Source organism: Phaeobacter porticola (assembly GCF_001888185.1).
Lineage (GTDB): Bacteria > Pseudomonadota > Alphaproteobacteria > Rhodobacterales > Rhodobacteraceae > Phaeobacter > Phaeobacter porticola.
Map to the genome: position 1 here is coordinate 1,550,100 of NZ_CP016364.1, position 24,825 is coordinate 1,574,924.

A 24,825-nucleotide genomic window follows, 5' to 3' on the forward strand; every position below is an offset into this window, starting at 1 on the left:
TGACGGCGATCCGGAGTATGTTCTTACCGGTAAATCACACGCTATTCGGTGGCTTTTTTCCGGTTCGGCCTCTTTTACCCCACGGGCTTCTGTGCCATAGGGTCATCGCCAAACGGGGTTATGCATGGGGATGACAAATGCAGATTCGTGAGGCTCTCACATTCGACGATGTTTTGTTGGTACCGGCCGCATCCAGCGTGCTGCCGAACACAGCGGATACCCGCACGCGGGTAACGGGCGCCATCTCCTTGAACATACCATTGCTCAGTTCGGCGATGGATACGGTGACGGAATATCGCATGGCGATTGCAATGGCTCAGGCCGGTGGCATGGGCGTCATCCACAAGAACCTGGATCTGGAAGAGCAGGCCCGACAGGTTCGCCGCGTCAAACGGTTTGAGAGCGGCATCGTCTATAACCCGATTACCCTGACCGCAGATCAAACCCTCGCAGATGCTAAGGCCTTGCAGGAACGCTACCGCGTCACCGGCTTTCCGGTGGTGGACAACGAAGGCCGTGTGGTGGGCATCGTGACCAACCGCGACATGCGCTTTGCCACCGATGACAAGACGCCCGTTTCGGTAATGATGACCTCTGACAACCTCGCGCTGCTACATGAGCCGGCAGAATTGGAAGAGGCCAAGTCGATGATGAAGGCACGCCGGATTGAAAAGCTTCTGGTCACCGACAGGGATGGCAAGCTGACCGGTCTGCTGACCCTGAAAGACACGGAACAGGCGGTTCTGAACCCAACGGCCTGCAAGGACGATCTTGGTCGTCTTCGTGTGGCTGCGGCCAGCTCTGTTGGTGACAGTGGCTTTGCACGGTCCGAGGCCTTGATCGATGCCGGTGTTGATATCGTTGTTGTCGACACGGCGCATGGGCACTCGGCGGGGGTGATTGAAGCGGTGAAGCGGATCAAAGCTCTGTCCTCTGGGGTGCAGGTTGTTGCGGGAAATGTCGCCACAGCGGCCGCCACCAAGGCGTTGATTGATGCTGGCGCGGACGCGGTCAAGGTGGGGATCGGTCCAGGCTCCATCTGCACCACCCGTATGGTTGCGGGTGTCGGGGTGCCTCAGCTGACCGCGATCATGGATTGCGCTGGCGCTGCGGGAGATATCCCGGTGATCGCCGATGGCGGTATCAAATTTTCAGGCGATTTTGCCAAAGCCATCGCAGCAGGTGCGTCCTGTGCTATGGTGGGCTCGATGATCGCGGGCACCGATGAAAGCCCGGGCGAGGTGATCCTCTATCAGGGCCGTTCTTTCAAATCCTATCGCGGGATGGGCTCGCTTGGGGCAATGGCGCGTGGTTCGGCCGATCGCTATTTCCAGAAAGACGCAGCTAGTGACAAGCTGGTGCCGGAGGGCATTGAAGGTCAAGTCGCCTACAAAGGCTCGGCAGGTGCGGTGGTCCATCAGTTGGTTGGCGGTCTGCGTGCGGCCATGGGCTATACTGGCTGCGCCACCGTGGACGAGATGCGCAAAAACTGCGAATTCGTCCGCATCACGGGCGCGGGTCTTAAAGAAAGCCACGTGCACGACGTGCAGATCACCCGCGAAAGCCCGAATTACCGTATCGGGTAAGCTGTAAAAATAAGGTGCTTCTGGGTTTTCTCTGGAGCGCCATTTTTTCCAAATATCAGGAAGTATCGTCCAGTTCAGATGCAATGTAGATGCATGGACTTATGTGTTAGATGCAGTCTTCAACGCCGGATCCCCAGGACCAACCCGTCGCAATCGCCACATAGCCAGCCTCAGTAAGATTCCTGGTCGGCGGGTGCGATTGTATTTGTTAGCTGTGGCGACCAGGCGGCCGTATGTGTGCGGTGTCACCGGCCCTCTAAACATTCGGATTGCCCTTAAATCTCCTCTCGACATGCTGCAGTTCCTGGTGTGCTGACATCTCGTCGAGAGCCCACCGCAGCTGATGCATGAGCTCCAGGGCACCGCGCATCCGATCTCTGCGTTGCTTGGTGCCGGAGATGTAGAACGGGAACTCCTTGCCGTCCTCGGCGGCGGCATCTGCGACCTGCATCCACTCAGAATACTCGCTCCATGCGTCACTGAGTGCCTCGTGTATTTTCTCGATCTCCTGGTCCGTGATCGTTGTTGCTCTCATGTCAGCCTCCTTTTCTGAATGGGAATTAGTCCCCGGAGACGTTCAAAAAAATGTTTGGGAAGGCGCACGAAATGGGGTGCTGGGACACATCTCCTATTTACCTTATGGCCGTTCGACAATGTCCTCTGATACTCGCTGGTCTTCTATCAGTCAGCCACTCGTCGGGTTCATGACTGGAAGAAGCTGATAAATGACAGAGCCGGGGATTTACGGATACCCCGGCTCACACCACTTGCGGCATGCTTCGGCGATGACCGCTTGCTCACAGTGGGCTGTGGTCGTTCCGATCGTCTAAGATCAAGTCGATTCATTTGACTGCAAAGTGGGGCCTATATAGACGAGAAGGCAGATCGGGTCCGATCCGATCTCATACAAGAGGGCGGGTCTCCGGATCCGCCCTCGGCAATTCAATGCTTCCGATCACTCAGCATCCCCAGCAAATCAGCCTCATCTGCGGCCTCTGCCTCGGGATCCCTATGCGCCTTAGGCTCACAAACAACAAAGATGAATGCAGTAGGTGCAGGCATTCCGAGATCCGGTCCTTGCTTTACAGCTTTATTTCCGCCGTCCAAGTAGAATGGGTCCTGCTTGTAGTAAGACCAACCTGCAATGCTTTTTGAGAAGCCTTCTTCGCTCGCATCGAGAGCGGATTTGAGATCCACGATTTTTCCATCATGACGCCACCAATCTGGCCGACAACGACACAAAAGGCCGGTCTCTTCGTCGATCCAATAGCAAGACAACTCAACAACACCGGAGCCAGGCGCGAACAGTTTTCCAGCGATTGGGTGAGCCACCACCGCATCGCGCATTGCTTCGACAACGGTGAGCTCCTCGGCGGTTATGATCTCTTTGTCGCCGACTGCGGCCGCATGTGCCGCTTTCGCTTCGTCAAGGAAAATGGCAGATAGATCAGCATCACGCAGACGGTCAGTCAGAGCGGACCTTTACTGCGTGATGCAAGGACTCGCAGTTTAGCGTGGGGAGCTGACATTCAGCTCTTCTCGATTCAGCGCACACTACTCAGTACAGAACTACTCGAAGTGCCTCGGGGACAACGGGCCAATGGATGACATCTGTTGACCTATTCTTAGAAATCCCCCGGAGCGCATTGTAGACATACCAAACCTTCACCGCGCCACGCATCGACCACAGAGCTACGATCATCGATCACCAGCCAGGGCTTGAAGCCATCCGCTTGCATTTCTTTCAAGGCTCGGCGCTTCACTTCGGGGTCGGTGGCTTCGTCCTGATCTTCGGCGCGCAGGTATATGCCATCGAAAGGCAGGTCATGTTTGCGCAGCCATGCAATCGTATGCTCGGCCCAGCCCTTTGGTCGCCCGGAGCAAATCAGAATAGTCTCACCGCTTTCTTTCAACCGGCGCATCAACTTTGCGACCGGGGCAATCAATGCGGCATCTGCCATCGCGACGTGAAAGTCATCCCAGTGCTTTTCAACGCCATGTACAAGATGGCCCAGACGCTCTGCGTCGAACTCTGCGAGTGTGCCATCAACATCGAATACCACACAGGGGGTCGCTGCAGATTGGGTCATAAGGTCTTCTCCAGTAATTTCTTGCCTGTGTTTTCAAACAAGAGTGGTGTTGCGTTGGGCGGGCGTTGGCCCACGTCACCTGTGGTCCAGAGCACGCGCGTGGCGCGGATTACGCCCGAGTGGCACACCAGAACCGGCAATGCGTGCGGGGAAGAGGCGCAAATCCCTGTGATCGTAGTTTGCACGCGCATCAGCATATCGGGCCAGCTTTCGCCCCGGTCTGGTGTGTTTTCTCTGACGGGCTGCTCGCTCAAGGGTTGCCCTTCGAACACCCCCCAGTCGCGCTCGCGCAACCCGTCATGTACCTCAAACCCTCGGGCTGGAAAGGCGAGCTCAGCGGTGTGTTTGGCCCGTGACATCGGGCTTGCGTAGATCGCAATCGGCTCTGGCCATATACTGTCTGAAAGGGCGCGCGCCTGATCGCGACCCAACTGGGTAAGCGGGACATCCGTTACTCCGGCGATGATCTCATCTGCATTGGCAGTCGTTTCGCCGTGGCGGATCAGGCAAAAGCTGCGCGATGGCAAAGGTGCTGCGGTCATAGGCGGACCCGATCATGAAAAAACACCTCAGCGTTGAGCCCTTCTATCAGGTAATCTTCGGGTTGCGTGCAGAAGGCAGGGGCAAAGCGTTTAGCGCCGAGGCGCTCTAACATTCTCACCTGATCGCGCAGCGGTGGATGCACGTTCCAACGCTGGAAATAGCCGCCCGGAACGCTGCAAATGCCCCGCGCATGGGCCGTCATATGGCCGGTGAATACGACATGCGCGTCGCGCCCCAAACGCCCGCTTTCGTGCCATGCCCGCACATACCCCCAAGCGGCGCCGCCATCGGCATTTGGGGTGTCGCAGATCAGAAACCGTGCTTGTTCCATCGGGCCGCGGTCCAACAGCGGGGCGATTTGCTGCGCATTGGCGCTGACGGCACCGCTGCTGAGCGCCGCGCGCAGTGTATCTTGGCATTCAGGGTCCAGCATCACGCTTTCACATCCGTAGCGTCGCACCAGATGCAGCGCCATTTCGCCCGCTCGGCCAGAGGGGGGGACGGGCAAAAGCACTTGACCATCAATCCGGTCCAACAGGGCATTCAGCGCGTCGAACCGATCCGATTGAGGCACGTCATCAAGATGGTAAGAGCAATCCAAGATCGCAGTCGCCGCGGGCGGCGGCACATCGAAGCTGAACCAATCGGATTCCTCTGACCAATCGCCAGAATAAAAAAGCCCTTCGCCAAGATCGAAGTGGAACCAGACGCCGCCCATTGCGTGGCCATTGCGCCCGGTGGTCAAGGTGACGCCGTTAATCGTCGCCTGACCTTGTTCGGGCAGCAGATGCACATTGGCCGCAGGCGGCAGAGCTTTGGCCGTTTGCGCCGTAGCATAAATCGGAAGGCCCGCCTCCACGGCATAAGACGCGCCGCCGATGTGATCGATGTGATCATGGGTGATGAACACCGCCTCTGCCTCTTCAAGCCACGCGGGATCAAAATGTGCGTTGGCTTCGGGGCCAAAGCCGCAATCAAGCAGCCAGATCCGATTGCCCACAGTCAATTGCATGCACGCAGGGCCTTTATCCCCGATGCCGGAAAGTACTCGTATGCTTTGCATTTAATCCTCTGAAAAGGCCCAAGGTGTGGTGATTGTCAGGCCCAATTTCGCGCCGACGTCGAAGCGGGTGCGGGTTTCTGCAAACAGGCGCGCGCCGCAGTCGGTCACTGTTTCCAACAGGTATTTTCCGCCCATATAAGTAACCCGCGCGACCTTGCTGCGCAGATCGCCGCTCTCGGTGATGGTTAGGTTTTCGGGGCGTAGGCAAACATGGCTGACCTGCGTCTCAGCCCGTGTGGATTGCACGGCAACTTCTGTCCCCAATATACGCGCCTGCCGGGCTTCTCCGGTCTGCGTGGTCTCTTGCACCGGCACCACGGTACCGCGCCCGACGAATTCGGCGACAAAGCGGTTTTTGGGCCGTTCATAGAGGGTTTGCGGCGTGTCGAATTGCTGGATGCGACCCTGATCCATCACGGCGATCCGATCGGCCATCGCCATGGCTTCGGCTTGGTCATGGGTGACATAGACCATGGTGGCCCCGGTGCGCTTGTGAAAATCGGTAAAGACGCCCTGCATCGTGGCCCGCAGCGCCACATCAAGGTTGGCCAAGGGTTCATCCAGCAGAACGGCACAGGGGGCAGAGACAAGGCAGCGCGCCAAAGCAACCCGCTGCCGTTGTCCGCCTGACAGGTCAGAGGGCATGCGGTCGGCATAGTTCTCAAGGCCCGTTGAAGAGAGTGCCGCATCGGTGTGTCTGGCGATCTCAGTCTTGGAAAACTTCCGGATTTCAAGCGGGTAGGAGACGTTGCGCCGCACCGACATATGGGGCCAAAGCGCGTAGGACTGAAACACAAACCCGATGTTACGCTCTTCGGGCGGCAGGTTCGCCCCTGTCTGGGCATTGGCCATTTCGCGGGTGCCGATGCGGATTTGCCCGCTGCTGGGGGCCTCAAACCCAGCCAAGATGCGCAGAAGGGTGGTTTTGCCACAGCCGGACGGCCCCAAAAGCGCGATAAATTCGCCATCGTGAAACCGGGTTGTGATGTCTTGTAGTGCAGGCGTACCTGCGAATGTCTTGCCGACCGAAGACAGGTCTATGTCTGCCATGGGACAACTCCTTTGGGAAAGCGACGGGAAAACAGTTGGATCAGCACCATAAGGACCACGACCACAAAGACGATGGTCATCGCCAACGCACTGGCCATCCCGGTTTCTCCGCTGTCATCGAGATTGAAGATCACCACGCCCAATGTCTCGGTGCCCGAGGACCACAAAAGCGCAGAAACCGTGAGTTCGTTAAACGCGGTTAGAAACACAAGGATCGCCCCTGCCGCCGCCGCTGGGGCGGAAAGCGGAAAGATCACATCGCGCAGCCGCCGGTAGAGGGAGGCACCGACCGATTGTGCGGCTTCGTCCATGGCGGGATCGAACTGCTTCAGGCTTGCCTGAACCGGGCGGAACATCACGGCAAAGAACCGCGCCAGATAGGCCAGAAAAATGATCCAGATGGTGCCGTAAAGCGTGGCTTCGGTGAAGGGCAGTTTGATCAGCAGCAAAATCATCGCAATCGACAGGACAACACCCGGCAGTGCGTAGGGCAAATCTAGCAGGCTGTCGAAAAGGCGCGCCAGCCGCGTTTTGCGCCGCTCCATCAGCCACGCCAAGGGAAGGGAGATCACAACCAAAGCGACAGACGCGCCCGCTGCCAATCCAAAAGAGTTGGCAAAGGCCCGAGACGTGACAGGTTGGCGGAATAGCACCTCGTACCAAGATGCAAGCGTCACCGTGTCAAAGCGCAGGGTTACGCCATAAGCAGGCACCAATGATGTCGCCAATAGGCCGAACATCGGCAGGACGAGGATGGCAAAGACCACGGCCCACAATAGTATCTCAACCGGCAGACGGGCCGTGCCCAAGGGCAGGGCAAGCGGGCGTGAGGTGCTGCCCACGAGATGCAACCTCTGGCGGGACTGACACAGGCGCTGCAATAAGATACCTGCTACTGCGACCGCCCCGATTAGCATGGCCAGAACCGAAACCTCGGCCAAGAGGGTTGTCCCCATGCCAGCCAGCTTTTGGTAAACGAGTGTCGGCAGCGTCGCATAGCCTGCGGGGATGCCCAGCATCGCGGGGATTCCAAAGTTGCCAAGCGCGGTCACGAAGGTAATCGCCGTGCCCGCCGCCAGACTGGGCAAGGTCAGCGGCATCACCACCTGCCACCAAGTGCGCAGCCCTTTGGCACCGCTGATGCGGGCGGCCTCAACCACGTCTTGGGGGATAGACCGAAGACCCGCGCGTAGGGTCAGGAAGATGATCGACATATGCTGAATGCCCAGCAAAAAGATGATCCCCTCCGGTGAATAAAGCGGCTGCGGCGCGCCAAGCGGAGGGGCGATGCCCAGTGTTTTTAACAAGACCGACGATGGCCCCATGATCTGGGTCCAAGACAACGCAGTGATCTGCGGTGGGATCATCATGGGGATCATAAGACAAAAGACCAAAGCCGCTTTGGCCCGCAGATCTGTCAGCGCCACGAGAAAGGCAAAAGCCGCGCCAAGTACCAGTGATACCAAAGTGCCAAAACCCGCGGTGACCAATGAATGTTTGAGCGCGCTCAGAGTAGAGGGCTGCGCCAGCACATCACGCATAAGCGCCATGCTGGGGTTGCCCTGATCGGTGACGCCCTCAACAAACAGGCGCAGCACCGGGGCAAGCGTTAGACAGATCGCGACGACCAGAATAGCAGAGAGCAGCCGGGCCTCGGATCGGCTGCCTCCATTTTGTTGCGCGACACTCATTATTCCGCGCCGAAAAGTTCTGCGAATTTGCCCTTATTGGCTTCGGCGTTTGCAAGGGCCTCGGCGGGGTCAAAGGCCATCAGCTTGATGTCTTCGCGGGCGGGGAACCCTTCGGGGACGCCCATACCGTCACGAGCGGGGATATAGCCCATGTCCAGAACCAGTTCTTGGCCTTCGGAACTGAGCAGGAAATCGACGAATTTCTCCGCGCCTTCGACGTTCTTGGCCGAAGACATGATCGCAACCGGCTCGGTCACGTAGGAAACCCCTTCTTCGGGGAAGACGAAATCAATCGGGGAACCATCGGCCTTGTTGCGGATTGCAAGGAAGTCAACGACCATGCCGTAAGGCTTCTCGCCCGAGGCTACGGCCTTAAAGGTGCCGCCGTTGCCCCCCTGTGCGCGGGCATCATTCGCGGCGAGGTTTTCGTAATACTCCCAACCCAAAGCCTCATCGCCGGTCAGCGTGGCAAGGTGGATCAGCGCGGCGCCTGAGTAAAGCGGCGAGGGCATCGCGATTTGCCCTTTGATAGAGGCGTCTGAGAGGTCGTTCCAAGAGGACGGCGCGGTATCGACACCTGTGTTGTAGACGATCCCGGTGGTGATCAATTTGGTCGAATGGTAGTAGCCCTCGGCAGAGTGCAGGGCCGCGTCATAGTCACCGGCCTCGGGTGATTGATAGGCGGTCAAAAGACCCTCTTGCGCCATGCCCTCCAGCGTCACAGTGTCGGCGATCAACAGGACATCTGGCTGCGGGTTGCCAGCCCCAATCTCGGCGCGCAGGCGGGCCATCAGTTTGGTAGTGCCGTCGCGCACCCAGTCGACTTCGGTGCCGGGATTGGCGGCCATAAAGGCATCAACCGTCCGTTGCGCATCGGCATTAGGCTGCGAGGTATAAAGGGTGATCGTATCGGCCATGGCCGTGCTGGCCAAAATCGCGAAAGCGGTGGATGTGACGAAGGACTTCATGGGCTCTCCTGGAGTTTTAACTTTCGAACGAAAGCAGTTCACAAAGGCCTTATCCCTGATAAATCTGACAGATTTGTAACATTTAGTTGAAAGTATTATTTATATTGCGGGGCCTAAATGATTTTCCTAACCTAGCCAAAAGTTTTAATATCTTTCGAAGGAAATTACCGTGCGACAGGATGTTATCCAGAGAAGAGATGAGATTGTCGCGCTTCTGTCTGAGAGCGACACGCTGTCGGCGATCGAGCTTTCGTCCGAGCTTGCCGTTTCTGTGCAAACCATACGGGCCGACCTGCGTGATCTTGACGAAGCGGGGCTTGTCCAGCGTCGTAACGGCTACGTTCGGCTGCGCCAGCAAAGTGAGAACATCGGCTATCTGCCGCGCGAAGGCATAGCGCGACAGGAAAAGCAGCGCATCGCTCTGGCGGTAAAAACCCTGATCCCCGATGGGGCGCGGGTGGCTCTGGGCACCGGCACAACGGTGGAAACTTGCGCACGGTTATTGGTCTCTCATAAAGATCTTTTCGTTGCGTCCAACAGCATCCATGCCGTCTGCGCCTTGCAACAGGCCCCCGGTGTTGCCGTTGAACTGGCAGGCGGAACCGTAAGAATGCGCGATCTGGATATGATCGGCACGCCAGCTCTCGAATTCTTTGCAAGATATCGCGTCGATTACGCCGTGTTTAGCTGTGGCGGTCTGTCCGAGGAGGGCAGTGTTATGGATTATAACGCTGACGAGATGTCCGCACGCAAGGCCATCGCAGGCTGTGGAAAGAAGAGCATTCTGGTCATGGATAGCAGAAAGAACGGATTGGACCTGGCGTTCCAGATGGGACATGTCTGGGACGTTGATGTCATCGTGACCGGAGCGAGGTTTTCAACGTCTATTGCGGAAAGCTGTTCCCGACACAGTTGTCAGATTATCCAAGTATGACTGTGCCGTTGATTGGCTGATGTCCGGCGTGATTGCCGAAACCTTGGGTGTGGACATTGGTTCGCGGAAGTTGGCCGCGGAGGACGCTGGTGGGCAGGATGAAGGAGCGGTATCAATCTGGTGGCGACTGCCTAATCGGGTCGCGCCTTGAAGTAATTTTATGCTGTTCAGACGATGCGTTATTAGACATCTGGGTGGCGGTCGATACTGTCCTGCGCCGCGAAAACAGCTTCGGAGGGCCTGCGTCGCAACGATGACCATCTTGGTCTATATCCGCTTTGGGCCGAAAGCACCCTCTTCAAAAGGGGGCTTCCGGTGTCAGCTTGCGTCCTTGAATTCTGCATATTCTCCGCGCACTTGAACAGTTAACCGCAGGTATTGCCGGTGCGACAGCTGGCGTAACTGGAGAGAGACGCCAATTCCGTCAGAACGACGGAAGCAAGACAACGCTCATTTACCTCAAACAAAACTCGTACATCTCGACCCGATCCGGAAAGCGCTGGACGAAGAGTGGTGGCCGCAGATAGAGATGCACTGAAAAATTAGACTTGCGACTCGGCAATCCGAAAGTGAATGACGAATGGACCGAAGCGCGAAAAATGGTCGAAAAATAGACGCAGGGTAGATGCAGATGGCTTGTAAGTTATTGAAAATAAATGAGTGATAAGCACGTGCACGACGTGCAGATCACCCGCGAAAGCCCCAATTACCGTATCGGCTAAATTCAGCCAAGGAGACTGTTCAATGATCGTTGCACCACGCCCCGAGGCCGGGATATGACCCCGGCCGCCCGCCGTCAGGCTGCTATTGAAATCCTCGATCAGATCCTGACCGGGCAGCCTACGGAAAAAGAGCTGACGGCCTGGGCGCGGCGCAGCAGATTTGCAGGTTCCAAAGATCGCGCCGCTGTGCGTGATCACGTCTTTGGTGCGCTACGTTGCTTGCGATCTTATGCGGCATTGGGGGGCGGCGGCGGTGATGTCGTGTCTGATGCCAACACCACTGGGCGGCAGCTGGTGCTGGGGGCGTTGCGCGCCGAAGGCATTGATGTGGATGAGATTTTCAACGGTATCGGCCACGCGCCGGCACCGTTGGATGATGTTGAACAATCCGTGCTGACCACCGTGCCACAGATGCAGCAGGCTGAAGAACTGAATATGCCGGACTGGCTCTGGCCTGCGTTTGAGGCCAGCCTTGGCAGTGCCGCTGTGGACGCCGCAAAAGCGCTGCAAGACCGCGCACCCGTGCATCTGCGCATCAACCGCCTTCATGAGGATCGCGACAGAGCTGTTGAACAACTGGCGTCTGAGGGCGTTTCCACAGAGCCGCATCCATCTGCTGAGACGGCGCTGAACGTGGTTGACGGCGTGCGCAAGCTTCGCAACAGCGAGGCCTATACCGGGGGGCTGGTCGAGCTGCAGGATGCCGCCAGCCAGGCGGTCATTCAGTCACTACCTCTGTCTGATGGTCAGCGAGTATTGGACTTTTGTGCCGGTGGCGGTGGTAAAAGCCTTGCCATGGCGGCACGGGCAAAATTGAAGATCTTTGCCCATGATATCGCGCCACAACGCATGAAAGATCTACCGGTTCGCGCAGAGCGGGCAGGGACAACAATCATGGTGCTGGAGCCAGGTGCCGCGGCCTCCCAGGCACCGTTTGATCTGGTGCTATGTGACGCGCCCTGCTCCGGCTCCGGCTCGTGGCGGCGTGCGCCCGAAGGAAAGTGGCGCCTGACGCAGGCGCAGCTGGATGACCTGTGCCAGACGCAGGCCGAAATCCTGAACGAGGCCAGCCAGTTGGTCGCAGGTAATGGGTATCTGGCCTATGCGACCTGTTCCATGTTGGAGGTTGAAAATCGCGCACAGGTTGATCGGTTCCTGGCCAACAATCCAGGGTGGACGTTGCAGCAGGATCACGACTGGCATGTGCACAAGGGCACGGATGGTTTCTATGTTGCCGTGTTGACGCGATTCAGCGACGATTGACGGAGTTTGTCGAAAGTTGATCAGTGCTGCCTTAACGCAGTTTTAACCAAATTCGTCTCGATATAAGCAGATCAAATTCATCGAGGGAGCCGCAATGAACGGTCGCCACGCCTCACCCGTTCCCCAGTTGCGTGTCTATACGCCCGAGCACGTCCGTTTGGCGGCGGTCTTGGTGCTATCGGCGATGGTCATTACGGCACCTTGGCTGTTTAAGACCCCGGATTGGATTACGCGGGGGCTGGTGGCTGTTGGCTTGACGCTGGTTGCAGTGGCGCTGTTGATGCTGGTCCAGGCGCGCACCCGTCTGCGGGCGCGCGCGATGGCGGCGGCTCTGCTCACCGGATTTATCGACAAGGACGCCACTGTGACCTTCGTCTGCGATGATGACGGTATGATCCATGCGTCCAATGGCGCTGCGATCAAACGCTTTGCCGATGCCGAGACCGAAACACTGGCTGGCACGCTGCGGTCGATCCTTGCCAACCCCTCGGCGGTGTTATTCCGGCTGCAAAGCCGTGCGCGTGTGGATGGTTCCGCGCGCGAGGATATCGTGACCCGTCGCGGTCACGTTCGGCTTGCCGTGCATCAGATGCAGGGGGGCAGTTTTTTGTGGCGGGTTGAAGAGATCTCTGATCGCCCAACCGCGAGCCGTGGCGCGGATGCCGTGCCGATCCCCATGGTCACCGTAGGTCGCACCGGTGCCGTTCTTTTCATGAACGAAGCCGCGCGGAGCCTTATCGGTGAGCGTGTCAAATCCACTGACCGCCTGTTTACCTCGTTGCCGGTACTGTCCGGTCAGATCAACACGATGAGCACCAAGACCGGTTTGGTTGAAGTGCTTGTCTGCGAAAAGAACCGGAGCCAAGGGCGAAGCGAATTGTATTTCTTGCAATTGGATGCCAGCGAAGCCTCTGCGGGCAAAGCCCCACTGGAAAGTCTGCCGGTTCCATTTGTTAAGGTTGATCCAGATGGCACGGTTTTGTCTGCCAATAAGCTGGGAAAGCATCTGCTTGGCATCAGCTCTAGCGCCAATCTGAAACTTGGCCAGCTGATGGATGGCTTGGGGCGTCCGATGGCCGATTGGCTGCGTGACACGGCTGGCGGTCAAGCCTCACATAAATCGGAATTCCTGCGATTGACACGTCGCGACAAAGAGGTGTTCGTCCAGGTGACTCTGACACGGGTCATTGAAGAGGGCGAGACTGTCCTGATTGCGGTGCTGAATGATGCGACAGAGTTGAAAACTCTTGAGGCACAATTTGTTCAAAGCCAGAAAATGCAGGCAATTGGCCAGTTGGCGGGCGGTGTGGCTCATGACTTCAACAACCTGCTGACAGCCATTTCCGGGCATTGCGACCTTCTGTTGTTACGTCACGATCAGGGCGACCAGGATTTTGGTGATCTGATCCAGATCCATGAAAACGCCAATCGCGCAGCGGCATTGGTGAGCCAGCTTCTGGCCTTTTCGCGCAAACAGACCTTGCAGCCAGAGGTTCTGGATGTGCGCGATACATTGTCTGATCTGACTCATCTGCTGAACCGTCTGGTGGGTGAAAAGGTGACACTGACCCTCAGCCATGATCCGGTCATGCGCTCCATCCGTGCGGACAAGCGCCAGCTAGAGCAAGTTCTGATGAACCTGGTCGTGAATGCGCGCGATGCGATGCCACAGGGCGGTGAAATCCGGATCGAGACCGAGGCCGTGGTTTTGGATGAACCACTCGAACGCAACCGGGCCGTTGTGCCTGCTGGTGACTGGGTCACAGTCAAGGTCTCTGATGAAGGCGTTGGGATCTCGCCTGACAAGCTGCAAAAGGTATTTGAGCCGTTCTACACGACGAAACGTACGGGTGAGGGTACCGGTCTGGGGCTTTCGACCGCTTATGGTATCGTTAAGCAGACGGGGGGCTATATCTTTGTCGACTCGATTAAGGACCAGGGCACACAATTCACACTGTTCTTCCCGGTGAACAGCCAGTCAGAGGCCGAAGTCGCTGCGCCAGTGACAACCACCGCCAAAGCGATTGCCGCTCAGCATGGCGAGGGTGTTGTGCTTCTGGTCGAGGATGAAGCGCCCGTGCGTGCCTTTGCCTCACGTGCGTTGCGGATGCGCGGCTATACCGTGTTGGAAGCGGAATCCGCCGAAGATGCACTGCGTACGCTGGAAGATCCCGGGCTGACCGTAGACGTCTTTGTTACCGATGTGGTGATGCCAGGCATGGATGGTCCCACCTGGGTGCGCGAGGCGTTGAAAACCCGACCCGACACACGTGTGGTATTTGTCTCGGGCTATTCAGAAGGCGCGTTTGGCGAGGCAGAGCCTTCGGTGCCAAACTCGGTGTTCCTGCCCAAACCCTTCTCTCTTAACCAGTTGACCGAAACGGTTCACGAGCAGCTGCACTAGGCCATAAGATCTGGTCCGCGCTGATGCTCTGCTGCCGGGCCTAAACTCGCCGATCACAATGATAGCCCGACGCCGCTGGTCGCTATGGGATGCTGTTATACAGGTCGAATTCTTCGGCACGCTTACGATGCACCAACGCCAGCGTTTCTTCGTTCGCATCTAGATCTGCGTTGGGGCTGACATTCAGTCGGGGCAGCTCAAACCGGGTCTTTAGCCGATCTTCCAGAAACCCGTGTAAGGCTTCTGACGTCTCGTAACGGAACATATGGCGCACGGAGCAGCCATTGGGCTGGGCCTCCAGAAACTTTGCCTGACTGCCCACATTGGCATATGGGGCAGGCTTGCCCTTGCAGGCCGCCCGCAGGAAGGCATCAAAAGAAACGGTCTGTGTGCTGTTCTGATGTCCGCGCAATTCGTCGCGCTGACGGAAGCGATACCAGCTCCCCAGCCAACTGACAGGCTCCCGCATCACCGCCACCAGTTCCATCTCTGCATCGCAGACCTTGGCAAGCATCGGGCGAATCCAACGGTTGTAGCGGTAAACGGGGGCGTGCTTCAGCTCTGGCGGATTGGCAAAAACCAAATCAGCGCGGCCCTTCAGGGCATCCTGATAGGCGGTGGTACCGGTTTTCGGTACAGACAATAGGGCCAGGCGTTCTTTGAAAAAGATCAGCATATCGTGAAATACCTGCTGTCAAAAAGGATGTTCGCCCCTGAATAACACTCTCTTAACCATCTTGGCCACCTGATCGACCGACAACGACCTCAATACGATTTTGGTTGTAATGTTCCTGTTTTGATCTCATATAGAACATGAGGTGAACAAAGCAGTGATTGCCGCCCGCCTGCGGGTGTGACACATAGGAAGGGACAAGGGACTATGGCGGATCTTTTGACCATGAAAGACAATAAGAAGAGCGGCGACAAACAGAAAGCGCTTGATAGCGCTTTGGCGCAGATCGAACGGCAGTTCGGCAAGGGCTCGATCATGAAGCTGGGCGACGGTAATGCGCTGAGCGAGATTGAGGCCAGTTCGACCGGCTCTCTGGGGCTAGATATCGCGCTGGGGATTGGCGGCCTGCCGATGGGGCGGATCGTTGAGATTTACGGACCTGAAAGCTCGGGTAAGACAACGCTGACATTGCACTGCGTTGCAGAACAGCAGAAAAAGGGCGGCGTTTGCGCCTTTGTGGACGCCGAGCATGCGCTTGACCCGCAATATGCAGCCAAGCTGGGCGTTGACTTGGACGAGCTGCTGATTTCGCAGCCAGACACAGGCGAACAGGCGCTGGAAATCACCGACACGCTGGTGCGATCTGGCGCCGTCAATATGGTGATCGTCGATTCTGTGGCGGCCCTGACTCCCAAGTCAGAGCTTGAGGGTGACATGGGCGACAGCAGCGTTGGCGTGCAGGCCCGCCTGATGAGCCAGGCCATGCGCAAGCTGACCGGCTCGATCAGCCGGTCAAAATGTATGGTGATCTTTATCAACCAGATCCGTATGAAAATCGGCGTCATGTTTGGCTCGCCTGAAACCACGACCGGTGGCAACGCGCTGAAGTTCTATTCTTCTGTTCGCCTGGACATCCGCCGTATTGGTGCGATCAAGGATCGCGACGAGGTGGTCGGCAATGCCACGCGCGTAAAGGTCGTGAAAAACAAGGTGGCACCGCCGTTCAAACAGGTTGAATTCGACATCATGTATGGCGAAGGTATCTCCAAGATGGGCGAACTGCTGGATCTTGGTGTGGCGGCTGGTGTTGTGGCCAAATCCGGGGCTTGGTTCTCATACGGGGATGAGCGGATCGGGCAGGGGCGTGAAAATGCCAAAACCTATCTGCGTGAGCACAGTCATATCGCCTATGATATCGAGGATAAGATCCGCGCGGCACATGGTTTGGAATTCGATCGGCCCGAGGGCGATGGCGACGATATTTTGGAAGCCTAAGCACAGGCGACGTCGGGAAAATCAGATCAAATCTGGGCGCGGGCACCCCCGCGCCTTTTTTCATGCCCGCTTTCCGCACCGCAGCGCTGGACAGGCCCCTTGGGGGCGGATACATCTTCCCGAACTGCTGAGACAACCAGCCGAGAGATCCCGATTATGCCGACGCTCAATGATATCCGCTCCACCTTTCTGAACTATTTTGCCAAACAAGGGCATGAGATCGTGTCCTCCAGCCCGCTGGTACCGCGCAACGATCCGACTCTGATGTTTACCAACTCGGGCATGGTGCAGTTCAAGAACCTTTTTACCGGGGTCGAAACACGCGATTATAACCGCGCGACCTCTTCGCAGAAATGTGTGCGCGCTGGCGGTAAACACAATGATCTCGACAACGTAGGATATACCGCGCGTCATCACACTTTCTTTGAGATGCTCGGGAATTTCTCCTTTGGCGATTACTTCAAGGACGAGGCAATCCCCTTTGCCTGGGAGTTGATCACCAAGGAATTCGGTATCGACAAGTCGAAGTTGCTGGCGACGGTCTATCACACGGATGACGAGGCATTTGAGATCTGGAAAAAGGTTGGGGTGCCCGAGGACCGGATCATCCGGATTGATACCTCTGACAACTTTTGGCAGATGGGGCCAACTGGTCCCTGTGGTCCCTGCACCGAAATTTTCTATGACCACGGTGATCACATCTGGGGCGGGCCTCCGGGTAGCGCAGATGAGGATGGCGACCGCTTCATAGAGATCTGGAACGTCGTGTTCATGCAGAACGAGCAGTTCGAAGATGGTTCGATGAAGGCGTTGGACATGCAGTCGATTGATACCGGCATGGGGCTGGAACGGATCGGCGCGCTGTTGCAGGGCAGCCACGACAACTATGACACGGACCTGTTCAAGGCATTGATCGAAGCTTCGGCAGATGTAACCAATGCGGATCCCTACGGAGATCAGAACGTTCACCATCGCGTCATCGCGGATCATTTGCGGTCGACCTCTTTCCTACTGTCTGACGGGGTGATGCCGTCAAACGACGGGCGCGGCTATGTGTTGCGCCGGATTATGCGCCGTGCCATGCGCCATGCGCATCTCTTGGGTGCCAAGGATCCGGTTATGCACCGTCTTGTGCCCGCGCTGGTGCAGCAGATGGGGGCCGCCTACCCGGAACTGGGCCGCGCCCAGTCGATGATCGAAGAGACACTGTTGCAGGAGGAAACCCGGTTCAAACAAACGCTGGATCGTGGTCTGAAACTGCTGGATGATGAACTTACTGATCTGGACGACGGCGCGCCGCTGCCTGGCGCGGCAGCGTTCAAACTATATGACACTTTCGGCTTTCCATTGGATCTGACCCAAGATGCGCTGCGTGAAAAGGGCCGGACCGTGGACACTGATGGGTTTGACAGCGCTATGGCCGAGCAAAAGGCCAAGGCTCGCGCCGCTTGGGCAGGCTCGGGTGAGGCGGCAGACAGCACCATTTGGTTCGACATTGCTGATCAGGCAGGTACAACTGACTTCCTTGGCTATGAAACAGAGGTTGCCGAAGGGCAAGTGATGGCGTTGGTGACCAATGGGGCACAGATAGCTGAGGCGGGTGCGGGCAGCGAGGTTCAGGTGATCCTGAACCAGACACCCTTTTATGCGGAATCCGGTGGTCAGATTGGCGACCGTGGTGTGATCCGCGTCGATGGCGGCTTGGTCCGTGTGAGCGACACCAGGAAAGCCGCAGGCGTTTTTATTCATATTGGTAAGGTCGAAAGCGGTCTGGTAACCAAGGGCGCGGCAGCGCAGCTGGAGGTGGATCATGCCCGCCGTACGGCCATTCGCGCGAACCACTCGGCGACGCATTTGTTGCATGAAGCGCTGCGCGAGGTACTGGGCGATCATGTGGCACAGCGCGGGTCGCTGAATGCCGATGATCGTTTGCGGTTTGACTTTAGTCACAACAAGGCGCTGAGCGCTGACGAATTGCGTCAGGTCGCAATCGATGTGAACCGATTCATCCGTCAGAATACCGCGGTCGAAACCCGGATCATGACGCCGGATGATGCCCGTGCCCTGGGCGCGCAGGCACTGTTTGGTGAAAAATACGGTGATGAAGTCCGCGTGGTCTCTATGGGTGAGGCCGCCACCGGCAAGGGTCAGGATGGCAACACCTATTCGATTGAACTCTGTGGCGGCACGCATGTGCGTCAGACGGGGGATATCGGCACCTTTGTGATCCTCAGCGATGGCGCATCCTCAGCGGGTGTGCGCCGGATCGAGGCGCTGACAGGCGCCGAAGCTTTTGCGCATCTGGAACGTGAAGCATTGCGGATGGGCGAGATTGCCAGCACGCTGAAGGCGCAGCCGGAAGAGGTCATGGACCGCATCAAAGCGCTGATGGATGAACGCAGGGCGTTGCAGAATGAGGTTTCGCAACTGAAACAGCAGGTTGCCATGGGCGGGGGTGCTGGTGGCGGCACCGAGACCAAAGAGATCGGCGGCAAGACGTTCCTTGCTCAGGCCTTGGAAGGTGTTTCAGGCAAAGATCTGCGGGGCTTGATTGATGCACATAAGCAAAAGATCGGCTCGGGCGTGATCCTGCTTATTGCCAATGATGGTGGCAAGGTGGCTGTAGCGGCGGGTGTGACGGACGATCTCGTCGGTCAGATTTCTGCCGTGGACGTACTAAAGGCTGCAGTTCCGTCAGTAGGCGGTAAAGGTGGCGGTGGCCGTCCAGATATGGCGCAGGGTGGTGGGAAGGATTTTTCCGGTGCAGACGACGCGATCAAGGCAGCAGAGGCTCTGCTGGCAGGGTGATCACTTTTCTTGACCATTAGGTCAAAACGACTTGGTCTTTCTGGCAATTCCCTTAACCTGCTGCAAAGATCTTTTGAAAGGACGACACAAATGCCCGCACTCTGGATTGCACATGTCACCGTCACCGATGCCGAGGCTTATGGTAAATATGCTGAGCTGGCCGGGCCTGCTGTTGCCAAACATGGCGGCGTCTTTATTGCCCGCGGTGGTCGGTTCGTACAGTTAGAGGGCAAGGAGCGGCCGCGCAATGTCGTGGCGCGTTTCCCCAGTGTTGATGCCGCAGTTGATTGCTACAATAGTCCTGAATACCAAGAGGCATTGAGCCACGCACGCGATGCATCCGAACGCGAGCTTATGGTTGTCGAGATCAGCGACTAAACTCTGATCGGATATATTGCGATATGTAAGAGAGCGGTCTTTGGCCGCTCTTTTTATGGTTTAGAGATGCTCAGCAATAGCGGCCCTAGTCCGCACTCAATACGGGTTTCGAGGGCTGCGGTCATCTGACAGGGTCTGCTGACGCCGGGCAACCACACGTTCGATCGCATCGGCAAGGTGCTTTTCCTGAATATTGTAGTCGCTGGCCTCGACCCGGATACGATGGGCTTCGATCATGACATCCGCATGAGAGCATCCCATCGGTGGTTCAAACCGGTAACAGGCTAGCTCAATCATCAGGCCCATGGGATCCTTAAAATAGATGGAGTCCATAAATCCGCGATCCTTGGGGCCGGAATGGCCGATCCCACGTTCATTCAGCCGTTCAACAGCCTGGCTAAAGGTGGCTTTTGACACATTAAACGCCAGATGATGCACGCAGCCGGGGTCTGTCGGCGTGCGGCTGCGGTTGGCTGTGCGGGTCTCATTGGTAAAAATGGTGATCAGTCGGCCATCACCTGGATCAAAGTAGAGATGCCCCTCGTCAGGATCATCCAGATTGGGTTGATCAAAGATGAATGGCATGCCCAGCACACCTTCCCAGAAATCAATCGAGGTCTGCCGGTTGGCACCGGTCAAGGTGATGTGATGAACGCCTTGGACCTGTAGCTTGCGCATGTTGTTTTTCCTTGGGTAATTGCTTGTTTTGCCAAGGATAGCAGGTGTCGCAGGGATAGCAAAAAAGCCGCCCGGTTGGGGCGGCTTTTTCTGTTTGTGTTAACCGTTGGTGCGCGCCATGCGCTTGCGCTCATGCGGGTCAAGGTAGCGCTTGCGCAGACGTACAGAGTTGGGCGTCACTTCTACCAGCTCGTCGTTATCGATATAGGCGATGGCCTCTTCCAGCGACAGCTTCATCGGGGTGGTCAGACGGACCGCGTCATCGGTGCCAGAAGCCCGTACGTTGGTCAGTTTCTTACCCTTCAGCGGGTTCACTTCCAGATCATTTTCGCGGCTATGCTCGCCAATGATCATGCCGGTGTAGACGTCTTCCTGCGCGCCAATCATCATCTTGCCGCGCTCTTCCAGGTTCCACAGGGCATAGGCCACCGAGGTGCCGTTCTCCATCGAGATCAAAACACCTGCACGACGACCGGGGATGGATCCCTTGTGCGCAGTCCAGCCATGGAACACACGGTTCAGAACGCCGGTACCGCGTGTATCGGTCAGGAATTCGCCGTGATAGCCGATCAGGCCACGCGATGGGACATGCGCAATGATACGCGTTTTGCCAACACCTGCGGGCTTCATCTCGACCAGTTCACCCTTACGGTGGCCAGTGAGCTTTTCAATGACAACGCCGGAATATTCGTCATCCACGTCGATTGTGGCTTCTTCGACGGGTTCCATGCGAACGCCGTCTTCTTCCGTGAACAGAACCTGCGGGCGGGAGATCGACAGTTCGAATCCTTCGCGGCGCATGTTTTCGATCAGGACGCCCATCTGAAGTTCGCCACGACCGGCAACCTCAAAGGCTTCGCCGCCGGGTGTATCCGAAATCTTGATCGCGACGTTGGACTCGGCTTCTTTCATCAGGCGATCACGGATCACGCGCGACTGAACCTTCTTGCCATCACGCCCCGCCAGAGGGCTGTCGTTGATGCCGAAAGTCACGGTGATGGTCGGTGGGTCAATCGGCTGTGCGGGCAGAGCTTCGTTCACCGAGGTGGCCACCAACGAGTCGGCGACGGTTGCCTTAGTCATACCGGCGATGGAAACGATATCGCCTGCCTCTGCCACGTCGATGGCCTGCTGGCCAAGACCGCGGAAGGCAAGAACTTTTGTACAGCGAAAATTCTCGATCAGTTCGCCATCACGGCTCAGCGCCTTGATGCTGTCGCCGGATTTCAGCGTGCCCGATTCGACACGGCCAGTCAGGATACGGCCCATAAAGGGGTCAGCGCCCAACGTGGTTGCCAGCATACGGAACGGCTCGTCCTTATGCTCGATCTGCTTGGGGGCAGGGACGTGGTCGACGATCAGTTGGAACATGGCCGACAGATCCTTGCGGGGGCCGTCCAGTTCCATATCAGCCCAGCCAGAGCGACCGGATGCATACATGGTTGGGAAGTCCAGCTGGTCGTCATCCGCGCCGAGGTTGGCGAAGAGATCAAAACACTGGTCCAGCGCGCGGTCCGGTTCGCCATCTGGCTTGTCGACTTTGTTGACGACAACGATCGGACGCAGGCCCAGGGCGAGGGCCTTGGAGGTCACAAATTTGGTCTGCGGCATCGGGCCTTCGGCGGCGTCGACCAGCAGGACAACACCGTCAACCATCGACAGGATCCGCTCAACTTCGCCGCCAAAATCGGCGTGGCCGGGGGTGTCAACGATGTTGATCCGGGTGCCATTCCACTCTACCGAAGTGGCTTTGGCCAGAATTGTGATGCCTCGTTCGCGTTCCAGATCATTGCTGTCCATGGCGCGTTCCGCCACAGCCTGGTTTTCGCGGAAGGCGCCGGATTGTTTCAGAAGCTCGTCAACCAGGGTGGTTTTCCCGTGGTCCACGTGAGCAATGATCGCAATGTTGCGCAGGTCCATAACGTCAGCCTTTGTAAGGAAGTTGACGCGCGCATAGCGTGATAGGCCAACAAAGGCCAGAGGAAATGCATCTTTTTGCCAAGTCCTGTGCCACTTGCGTTCGACTGTGATCGGGCTTGGTTGGGCCTATAGGTTGTGCTGGGTGGTCAGTGACCGGTGGTGTTGGAAAAAAGGTGGATCACCAGAATACCCACAAGGATCAGCAAGAGGCCAAAAATCGCAGGCAGATCAAGCCGCTGACCAAAAACAACCCAGCCAATGATTGCAATCAGGAAGATACCAAGCCCTGACCAGATCGCGTAAACGATACCAACGGGCATATAGCGTAGCGTCAGCGTCATCAGATAAAATGCCAGACCATAGCCAATCACAACCAGCACGGTTGGGCCAAACCGCGTGAATTGCTGACTCGCCTGAAGTGCGGTGGTCGCTATAGTTTCCGCCAGCACGGCCAGAATAAGGTAGAGATAATGCAGTGGCATGGTGATCTCCGTCAGGTGGGCTGTGCGATCCTGTCAGGGGGGTCTGTCAGGCTGTTACACTAGATCGCTCTGTCAGGCTGTTACACCAGATCGCTCTGTCAGGCGTGGGCGTTCTCAGCAAACCACGGGGCAACGGTGGCGCGTACGTGATCCCAAACGGCCGGTGCGCCGCGCGTGACCTTATGGCCGACGCGTGCGTCCAGCTGCTCCATGGTCACATTATACTCTCGCCAGCTGCCGCCGCCGGACATCAGGTTCAGTAAAACGGGCTGTACCCTGTCAATGGCCTTGGCATAGATGGCTTCAGCGCTTTCCGCGGCTTCGAATTCCTCCCAGATGCTGCGAAAACTGTTGGCTTGTGCCTCTGGCAGCAGGCCAAAGATGCGCTCGGCCGCGGCTTGTTCTGTTGCGGCAATCGCGGCGAGATCGGCCTCGGACAGAGCCGAATGGATCGGAACGTCGCCCGCATCAATTTCGACGATATCATGCAGCAGCAACATTTGGAGCACCTTTGCCATATCAATCGGCGCGTGGCTGTGCTGAGCTAGAACCCACGCGTAAAGCATGATGTGCCAACTGTGTTCGGCAGAGTTTTCGTGACGGCTGCCATCACCGATGGTGGTCGCCCGCAAAACAGTCTTCAGCGCATCGACTTCGTTCAGGAATGAAAGCGGGGCGGTGATGGCATCCTGCGGCTTGGTGCCCTCTAGCAGGCCAACCGCATGGTGGAACACTTCGGGAAAGCTCTCTTCCAGAGCGGTCGCACGCCCGCCAAATAGGTTTCCGCGCACCACCTCGATATGTGCGTCAGGAACACCAGCGTTGCACAAGGTCTGAAAAATGGGTTGGCAATGATCAATCCGCTTGGCCCATTGGGCGTCAGGGGTGAGGCTGGCTTCGAATTCGCGCCAGAGGCCGTGCAAGAATGCGGATTGATCGGCAGGCAACAATGAAAACAGCCGGGTTGCTGCGGCCGCTTCTGCGCTGGCCACGGCGTCCCAATCCACATCTTCGTCAATCGGGTGATCGCCGGCGTCGATTTCCACTAGATCATGCAGCAACAACATCTGCACCACACGTTCCACAGAAACGCCGGTTGGTGCAAATGGCGCGAAAACCAATGCGTAGAGGGCCAGATGCCAGCTGTGTTCTGCGGAGTTTTCGCAGCGAGAGCCGTCCAGGATCAGGTTCTGACGATCCACGCGGCGCAGCTTGTCCGCCTCCAGCAAGAAACGGAACTGGCTTTCAAGCCGCGATGAGGTGTCAGTCATTGTCTGGGGCCTTGGATGCAATCTTGGCCTTGGCGGCGCTGATTTTGCTGTTGAGAAACGCGCGCGCCTTGCGTTCGGCAAGGCGCACCCGCATTTCGGTGAGGAAGGCTTCCTCAAGCGATTGAGACGCGGCCCCCAGCACCTGGCTTACCTCCATGTAGAGGCGCTCTTCGCCGGTGGCGTCCTGTACTTTTAGCGTATCGGCGGCCAGTTTCTGTGCCAGCGTCTCAATCGTGCCCATCAGCGGGAGCTTTCGGTCAGCCGCCGTTTGACGTAGTCGGAGACATTATCGATCATCGGGTCCATATGTGGATCCTGGAAGAAATGATCGGCGCCTTCGATCTCCGTGTGGGTGACGGTGATGCCCTTTTGTTCGTGCAGCTTGTTCACCAGGTTCACCGTATCCGCAGGCGGCGCGACGCGGTCGGCGGTGCCGTTGATGATCAGACCGGAAGACGGGCAGGGCGCTAGGAACGAAAAGTCATACATATTGGCAGGTGGTGCGACCGAGATAAATCCGGTGATCTCCGGACGGCGCATCAACAGTTGCATGCCAATCCAGGCCCCGAAGGAGAAGCCGGCAACCCAGCAATGCTTGGAGTTGTTGTTCATCGACTGAAGGTAATCCAGCGCCGATGCGGCATCGGACAATTCGCCTACACCTTGATCATATTCGCCCTGCGACCGGCCAACGCCGCGGAAATTGAACCGCAGTACGGTGAAGCCCATGTTGTAGAACGCGTAATGCAGATTGTAGACGACCTTGTTGTTCATCGTTCCGCCGAACTGCGGGTGCGGATGCAGCACGATGGCGATGGGGGCGTCTCTTTCTTTTTGTGGGTGATAGCGGCCTTCCAGGCGGCCTTCGGGTCCGGGAAAAATGACCTCAGGCATGGGTGGGTGGATCCTACTCTTAATTTTCAGAGATGTCGCTTGGGAAAACTTGACGAATTCCGTAGGACACCTTAGAACGGTTCTAATTGATGGCAGAGGCCAAGTTTCGCTGCCGTCTCGCTGAGATACGCA

General features: G+C 57.3%; 22 protein-coding genes. 7 read left to right on the forward strand and 15 right to left on the reverse strand.

Annotated features, from left to right (window positions below; all coding sequences use genetic code 11):
• Window positions 1-137 precede the first annotated feature (137 nt).
• Entirely contained in the window at window positions 138-1,586 is a 1,449-nt protein-coding gene (gene guaB / locus PhaeoP97_RS07525; protein ID WP_072504553.1) for an IMP dehydrogenase, read from the forward strand.
• A 256-nt stretch (window positions 1,587-1,842) separates the two neighbouring features.
• On the opposite strand, the gene PhaeoP97_RS07530 is transcribed toward guaB, so the two are convergent.
• From PhaeoP97_RS07530 to PhaeoP97_RS07565, 8 genes are all read right to left on the reverse strand, one after another.
• Window positions 1,843-2,121, reverse strand: coding sequence for a hypothetical protein (locus PhaeoP97_RS07530; protein ID WP_072504554.1), 279 nt, complete (start codon window positions 2,119-2,121; stop codon window positions 1,843-1,845).
• Window positions 2,122-2,528: 407 nt separating this feature from the next.
• A complete protein-coding gene (locus tag PhaeoP97_RS07535) occupies window positions 2,529-3,059 on the reverse strand; it encodes a PD-(D/E)XK nuclease-like domain-containing protein (protein ID WP_083570340.1) in 531 nt (176 codons plus the stop codon).
• Window positions 3,060-3,211: 152 nt separating this feature from the next.
• Complete coding sequence (locus PhaeoP97_RS07540; RefSeq protein WP_072504556.1) at window positions 3,212-3,676, reverse strand: phosphatase domain-containing protein; 465 nt, start codon at window positions 3,674-3,676, stop codon at window positions 3,212-3,214.
• Complete coding sequence (locus tag PhaeoP97_RS07545) at window positions 3,673-4,218, reverse strand: histidine phosphatase family protein (RefSeq protein ID WP_072504557.1); 546 nt, start codon at window positions 4,216-4,218, stop codon at window positions 3,673-3,675. Before PhaeoP97_RS07545 ends, PhaeoP97_RS07540 begins: the two co-directional genes overlap by 4 nt.
• The gene (locus PhaeoP97_RS07550) at window positions 4,215-5,231 is read right to left on the reverse strand and encodes an MBL fold metallo-hydrolase (RefSeq protein ID WP_072504558.1); all 1,017 of its coding nucleotides are present in this window, start codon (window positions 5,229-5,231) and stop codon (window positions 4,215-4,217) included. The genes PhaeoP97_RS07545 and PhaeoP97_RS07550 overlap by 4 nt, the downstream gene beginning before the upstream one ends.
• 51 nt (window positions 5,232-5,282) lie before the next feature.
• Entirely contained in the window at window positions 5,283-6,332 is a 1,050-nt protein-coding gene (locus PhaeoP97_RS07555) for an ABC transporter ATP-binding protein (RefSeq protein WP_072504559.1), read from the reverse strand.
• Entirely contained in the window at window positions 6,320-8,023 is a 1,704-nt protein-coding gene (locus PhaeoP97_RS07560) for an ABC transporter permease (protein ID WP_072504560.1), read from the reverse strand. Before PhaeoP97_RS07560 ends, PhaeoP97_RS07555 begins: the two co-directional genes overlap by 13 nt.
• On the reverse strand, window positions 8,023-8,991 hold the full coding sequence (locus PhaeoP97_RS07565; protein ID WP_072504561.1) for an ABC transporter substrate-binding protein: 969 nt from the start codon (window positions 8,989-8,991) through the stop codon (window positions 8,023-8,025). The genes PhaeoP97_RS07560 and PhaeoP97_RS07565 overlap by 1 nt, the downstream gene beginning before the upstream one ends.
• Window positions 8,992-9,160: 169 nt before the next feature.
• On the opposite strand from PhaeoP97_RS07565, the gene PhaeoP97_RS07570 reads away from it, so the two are divergent.
• The 3 genes from PhaeoP97_RS07570 (at window position 9,161) to PhaeoP97_RS07580 (ending at window position 14,314) form a co-directional block, all read left to right on the forward strand.
• On the forward strand, window positions 9,161-9,925 hold the full coding sequence (locus PhaeoP97_RS07570) for a DeoR/GlpR family DNA-binding transcription regulator (RefSeq protein WP_072504562.1): 765 nt from the start codon (window positions 9,161-9,163) through the stop codon (window positions 9,923-9,925).
• A 776-nt stretch (window positions 9,926-10,701) separates the two neighbouring features.
• Window positions 10,702-11,910, forward strand: a complete 1,209-nt coding sequence (locus PhaeoP97_RS07575) for an RsmB/NOP family class I SAM-dependent RNA methyltransferase (protein WP_072504563.1) — start codon at window positions 10,702-10,704, stop codon at window positions 11,908-11,910.
• A gap of 94 nt (window positions 11,911-12,004) precedes the next feature.
• A complete protein-coding gene (locus PhaeoP97_RS07580; protein ID WP_072504564.1) occupies window positions 12,005-14,314 on the forward strand; it encodes an ATP-binding response regulator in 2,310 nt (769 codons plus the stop codon).
• 82 nt (window positions 14,315-14,396) lie between these two features.
• Here the strand turns inward: PhaeoP97_RS07580 and PhaeoP97_RS07585 are convergent, their stop codons facing one another.
• Window positions 14,397-14,990: a gamma-glutamyl kinase gene (locus tag PhaeoP97_RS07585; protein WP_072504565.1), complete on the reverse strand. Its 594-nt coding sequence runs from the start codon at window positions 14,988-14,990 to the stop codon at window positions 14,397-14,399.
• Between the two features lie 204 nt (window positions 14,991-15,194).
• Here PhaeoP97_RS07585 and recA point away from each other — a divergent pair, with 204 nt between their 5' ends.
• The 3 genes from recA (at window position 15,195) to PhaeoP97_RS07600 (ending at window position 19,448) form a co-directional block, all read left to right on the forward strand.
• Window positions 15,195-16,262, forward strand: a complete 1,068-nt coding sequence (gene recA, locus PhaeoP97_RS07590; protein ID WP_072504566.1) for a recombinase RecA — start codon at window positions 15,195-15,197, stop codon at window positions 16,260-16,262.
• 156 nt (window positions 16,263-16,418) lie between these two features.
• Window positions 16,419-19,070: an alanine--tRNA ligase gene (gene alaS, locus PhaeoP97_RS07595; protein ID WP_072504567.1), complete on the forward strand. Its 2,652-nt coding sequence runs from the start codon at window positions 16,419-16,421 to the stop codon at window positions 19,068-19,070.
• 90 nt (window positions 19,071-19,160) lie between these two features.
• Complete coding sequence (locus tag PhaeoP97_RS07600; RefSeq protein WP_072504568.1) at window positions 19,161-19,448, forward strand: DUF1330 domain-containing protein; 288 nt, start codon at window positions 19,161-19,163, stop codon at window positions 19,446-19,448.
• Window positions 19,449-19,544: 96 nt separating this feature from the next.
• Here PhaeoP97_RS07600 and PhaeoP97_RS07605 read toward each other — a convergent pair whose 3' ends face one another.
• The 6 genes from PhaeoP97_RS07605 to PhaeoP97_RS07630 all read right to left on the reverse strand — a co-directional run bounded on the left by PhaeoP97_RS07605 (window position 19,545) and on the right by PhaeoP97_RS07630 (window position 24,693).
• Complete coding sequence (locus PhaeoP97_RS07605) at window positions 19,545-20,126, reverse strand: VOC family protein (RefSeq protein WP_072504569.1); 582 nt, start codon at window positions 20,124-20,126, stop codon at window positions 19,545-19,547.
• 99 nt (window positions 20,127-20,225) lie between these two features.
• Window positions 20,226-22,046: a translational GTPase TypA gene (typA, locus tag PhaeoP97_RS07610; RefSeq protein WP_072504570.1), complete on the reverse strand. Its 1,821-nt coding sequence runs from the start codon at window positions 22,044-22,046 to the stop codon at window positions 20,226-20,228.
• 146 nt (window positions 22,047-22,192) lie between these two features.
• Entirely contained in the window at window positions 22,193-22,528 is a 336-nt protein-coding gene (locus PhaeoP97_RS07615) for a DMT family transporter (RefSeq protein WP_072504571.1), read from the reverse strand.
• 98 nt (window positions 22,529-22,626) lie between these two features.
• On the reverse strand, window positions 22,627-23,799 hold the full coding sequence (locus PhaeoP97_RS07620) for an HD domain-containing protein (protein WP_072504572.1): 1,173 nt from the start codon (window positions 23,797-23,799) through the stop codon (window positions 22,627-22,629).
• The gene (locus PhaeoP97_RS07625; protein WP_072504573.1) at window positions 23,792-24,040 is read right to left on the reverse strand and encodes a hypothetical protein; all 249 of its coding nucleotides are present in this window, start codon (window positions 24,038-24,040) and stop codon (window positions 23,792-23,794) included. The genes PhaeoP97_RS07620 and PhaeoP97_RS07625 overlap by 8 nt, the downstream gene beginning before the upstream one ends.
• The gene (locus PhaeoP97_RS07630; protein ID WP_072504574.1) at window positions 24,040-24,693 is read right to left on the reverse strand and encodes an alpha/beta hydrolase; all 654 of its coding nucleotides are present in this window, start codon (window positions 24,691-24,693) and stop codon (window positions 24,040-24,042) included. Before PhaeoP97_RS07630 ends, PhaeoP97_RS07625 begins: the two co-directional genes overlap by 1 nt.
• Between the last annotated feature and the right edge of the window lie 132 nt (window positions 24,694-24,825).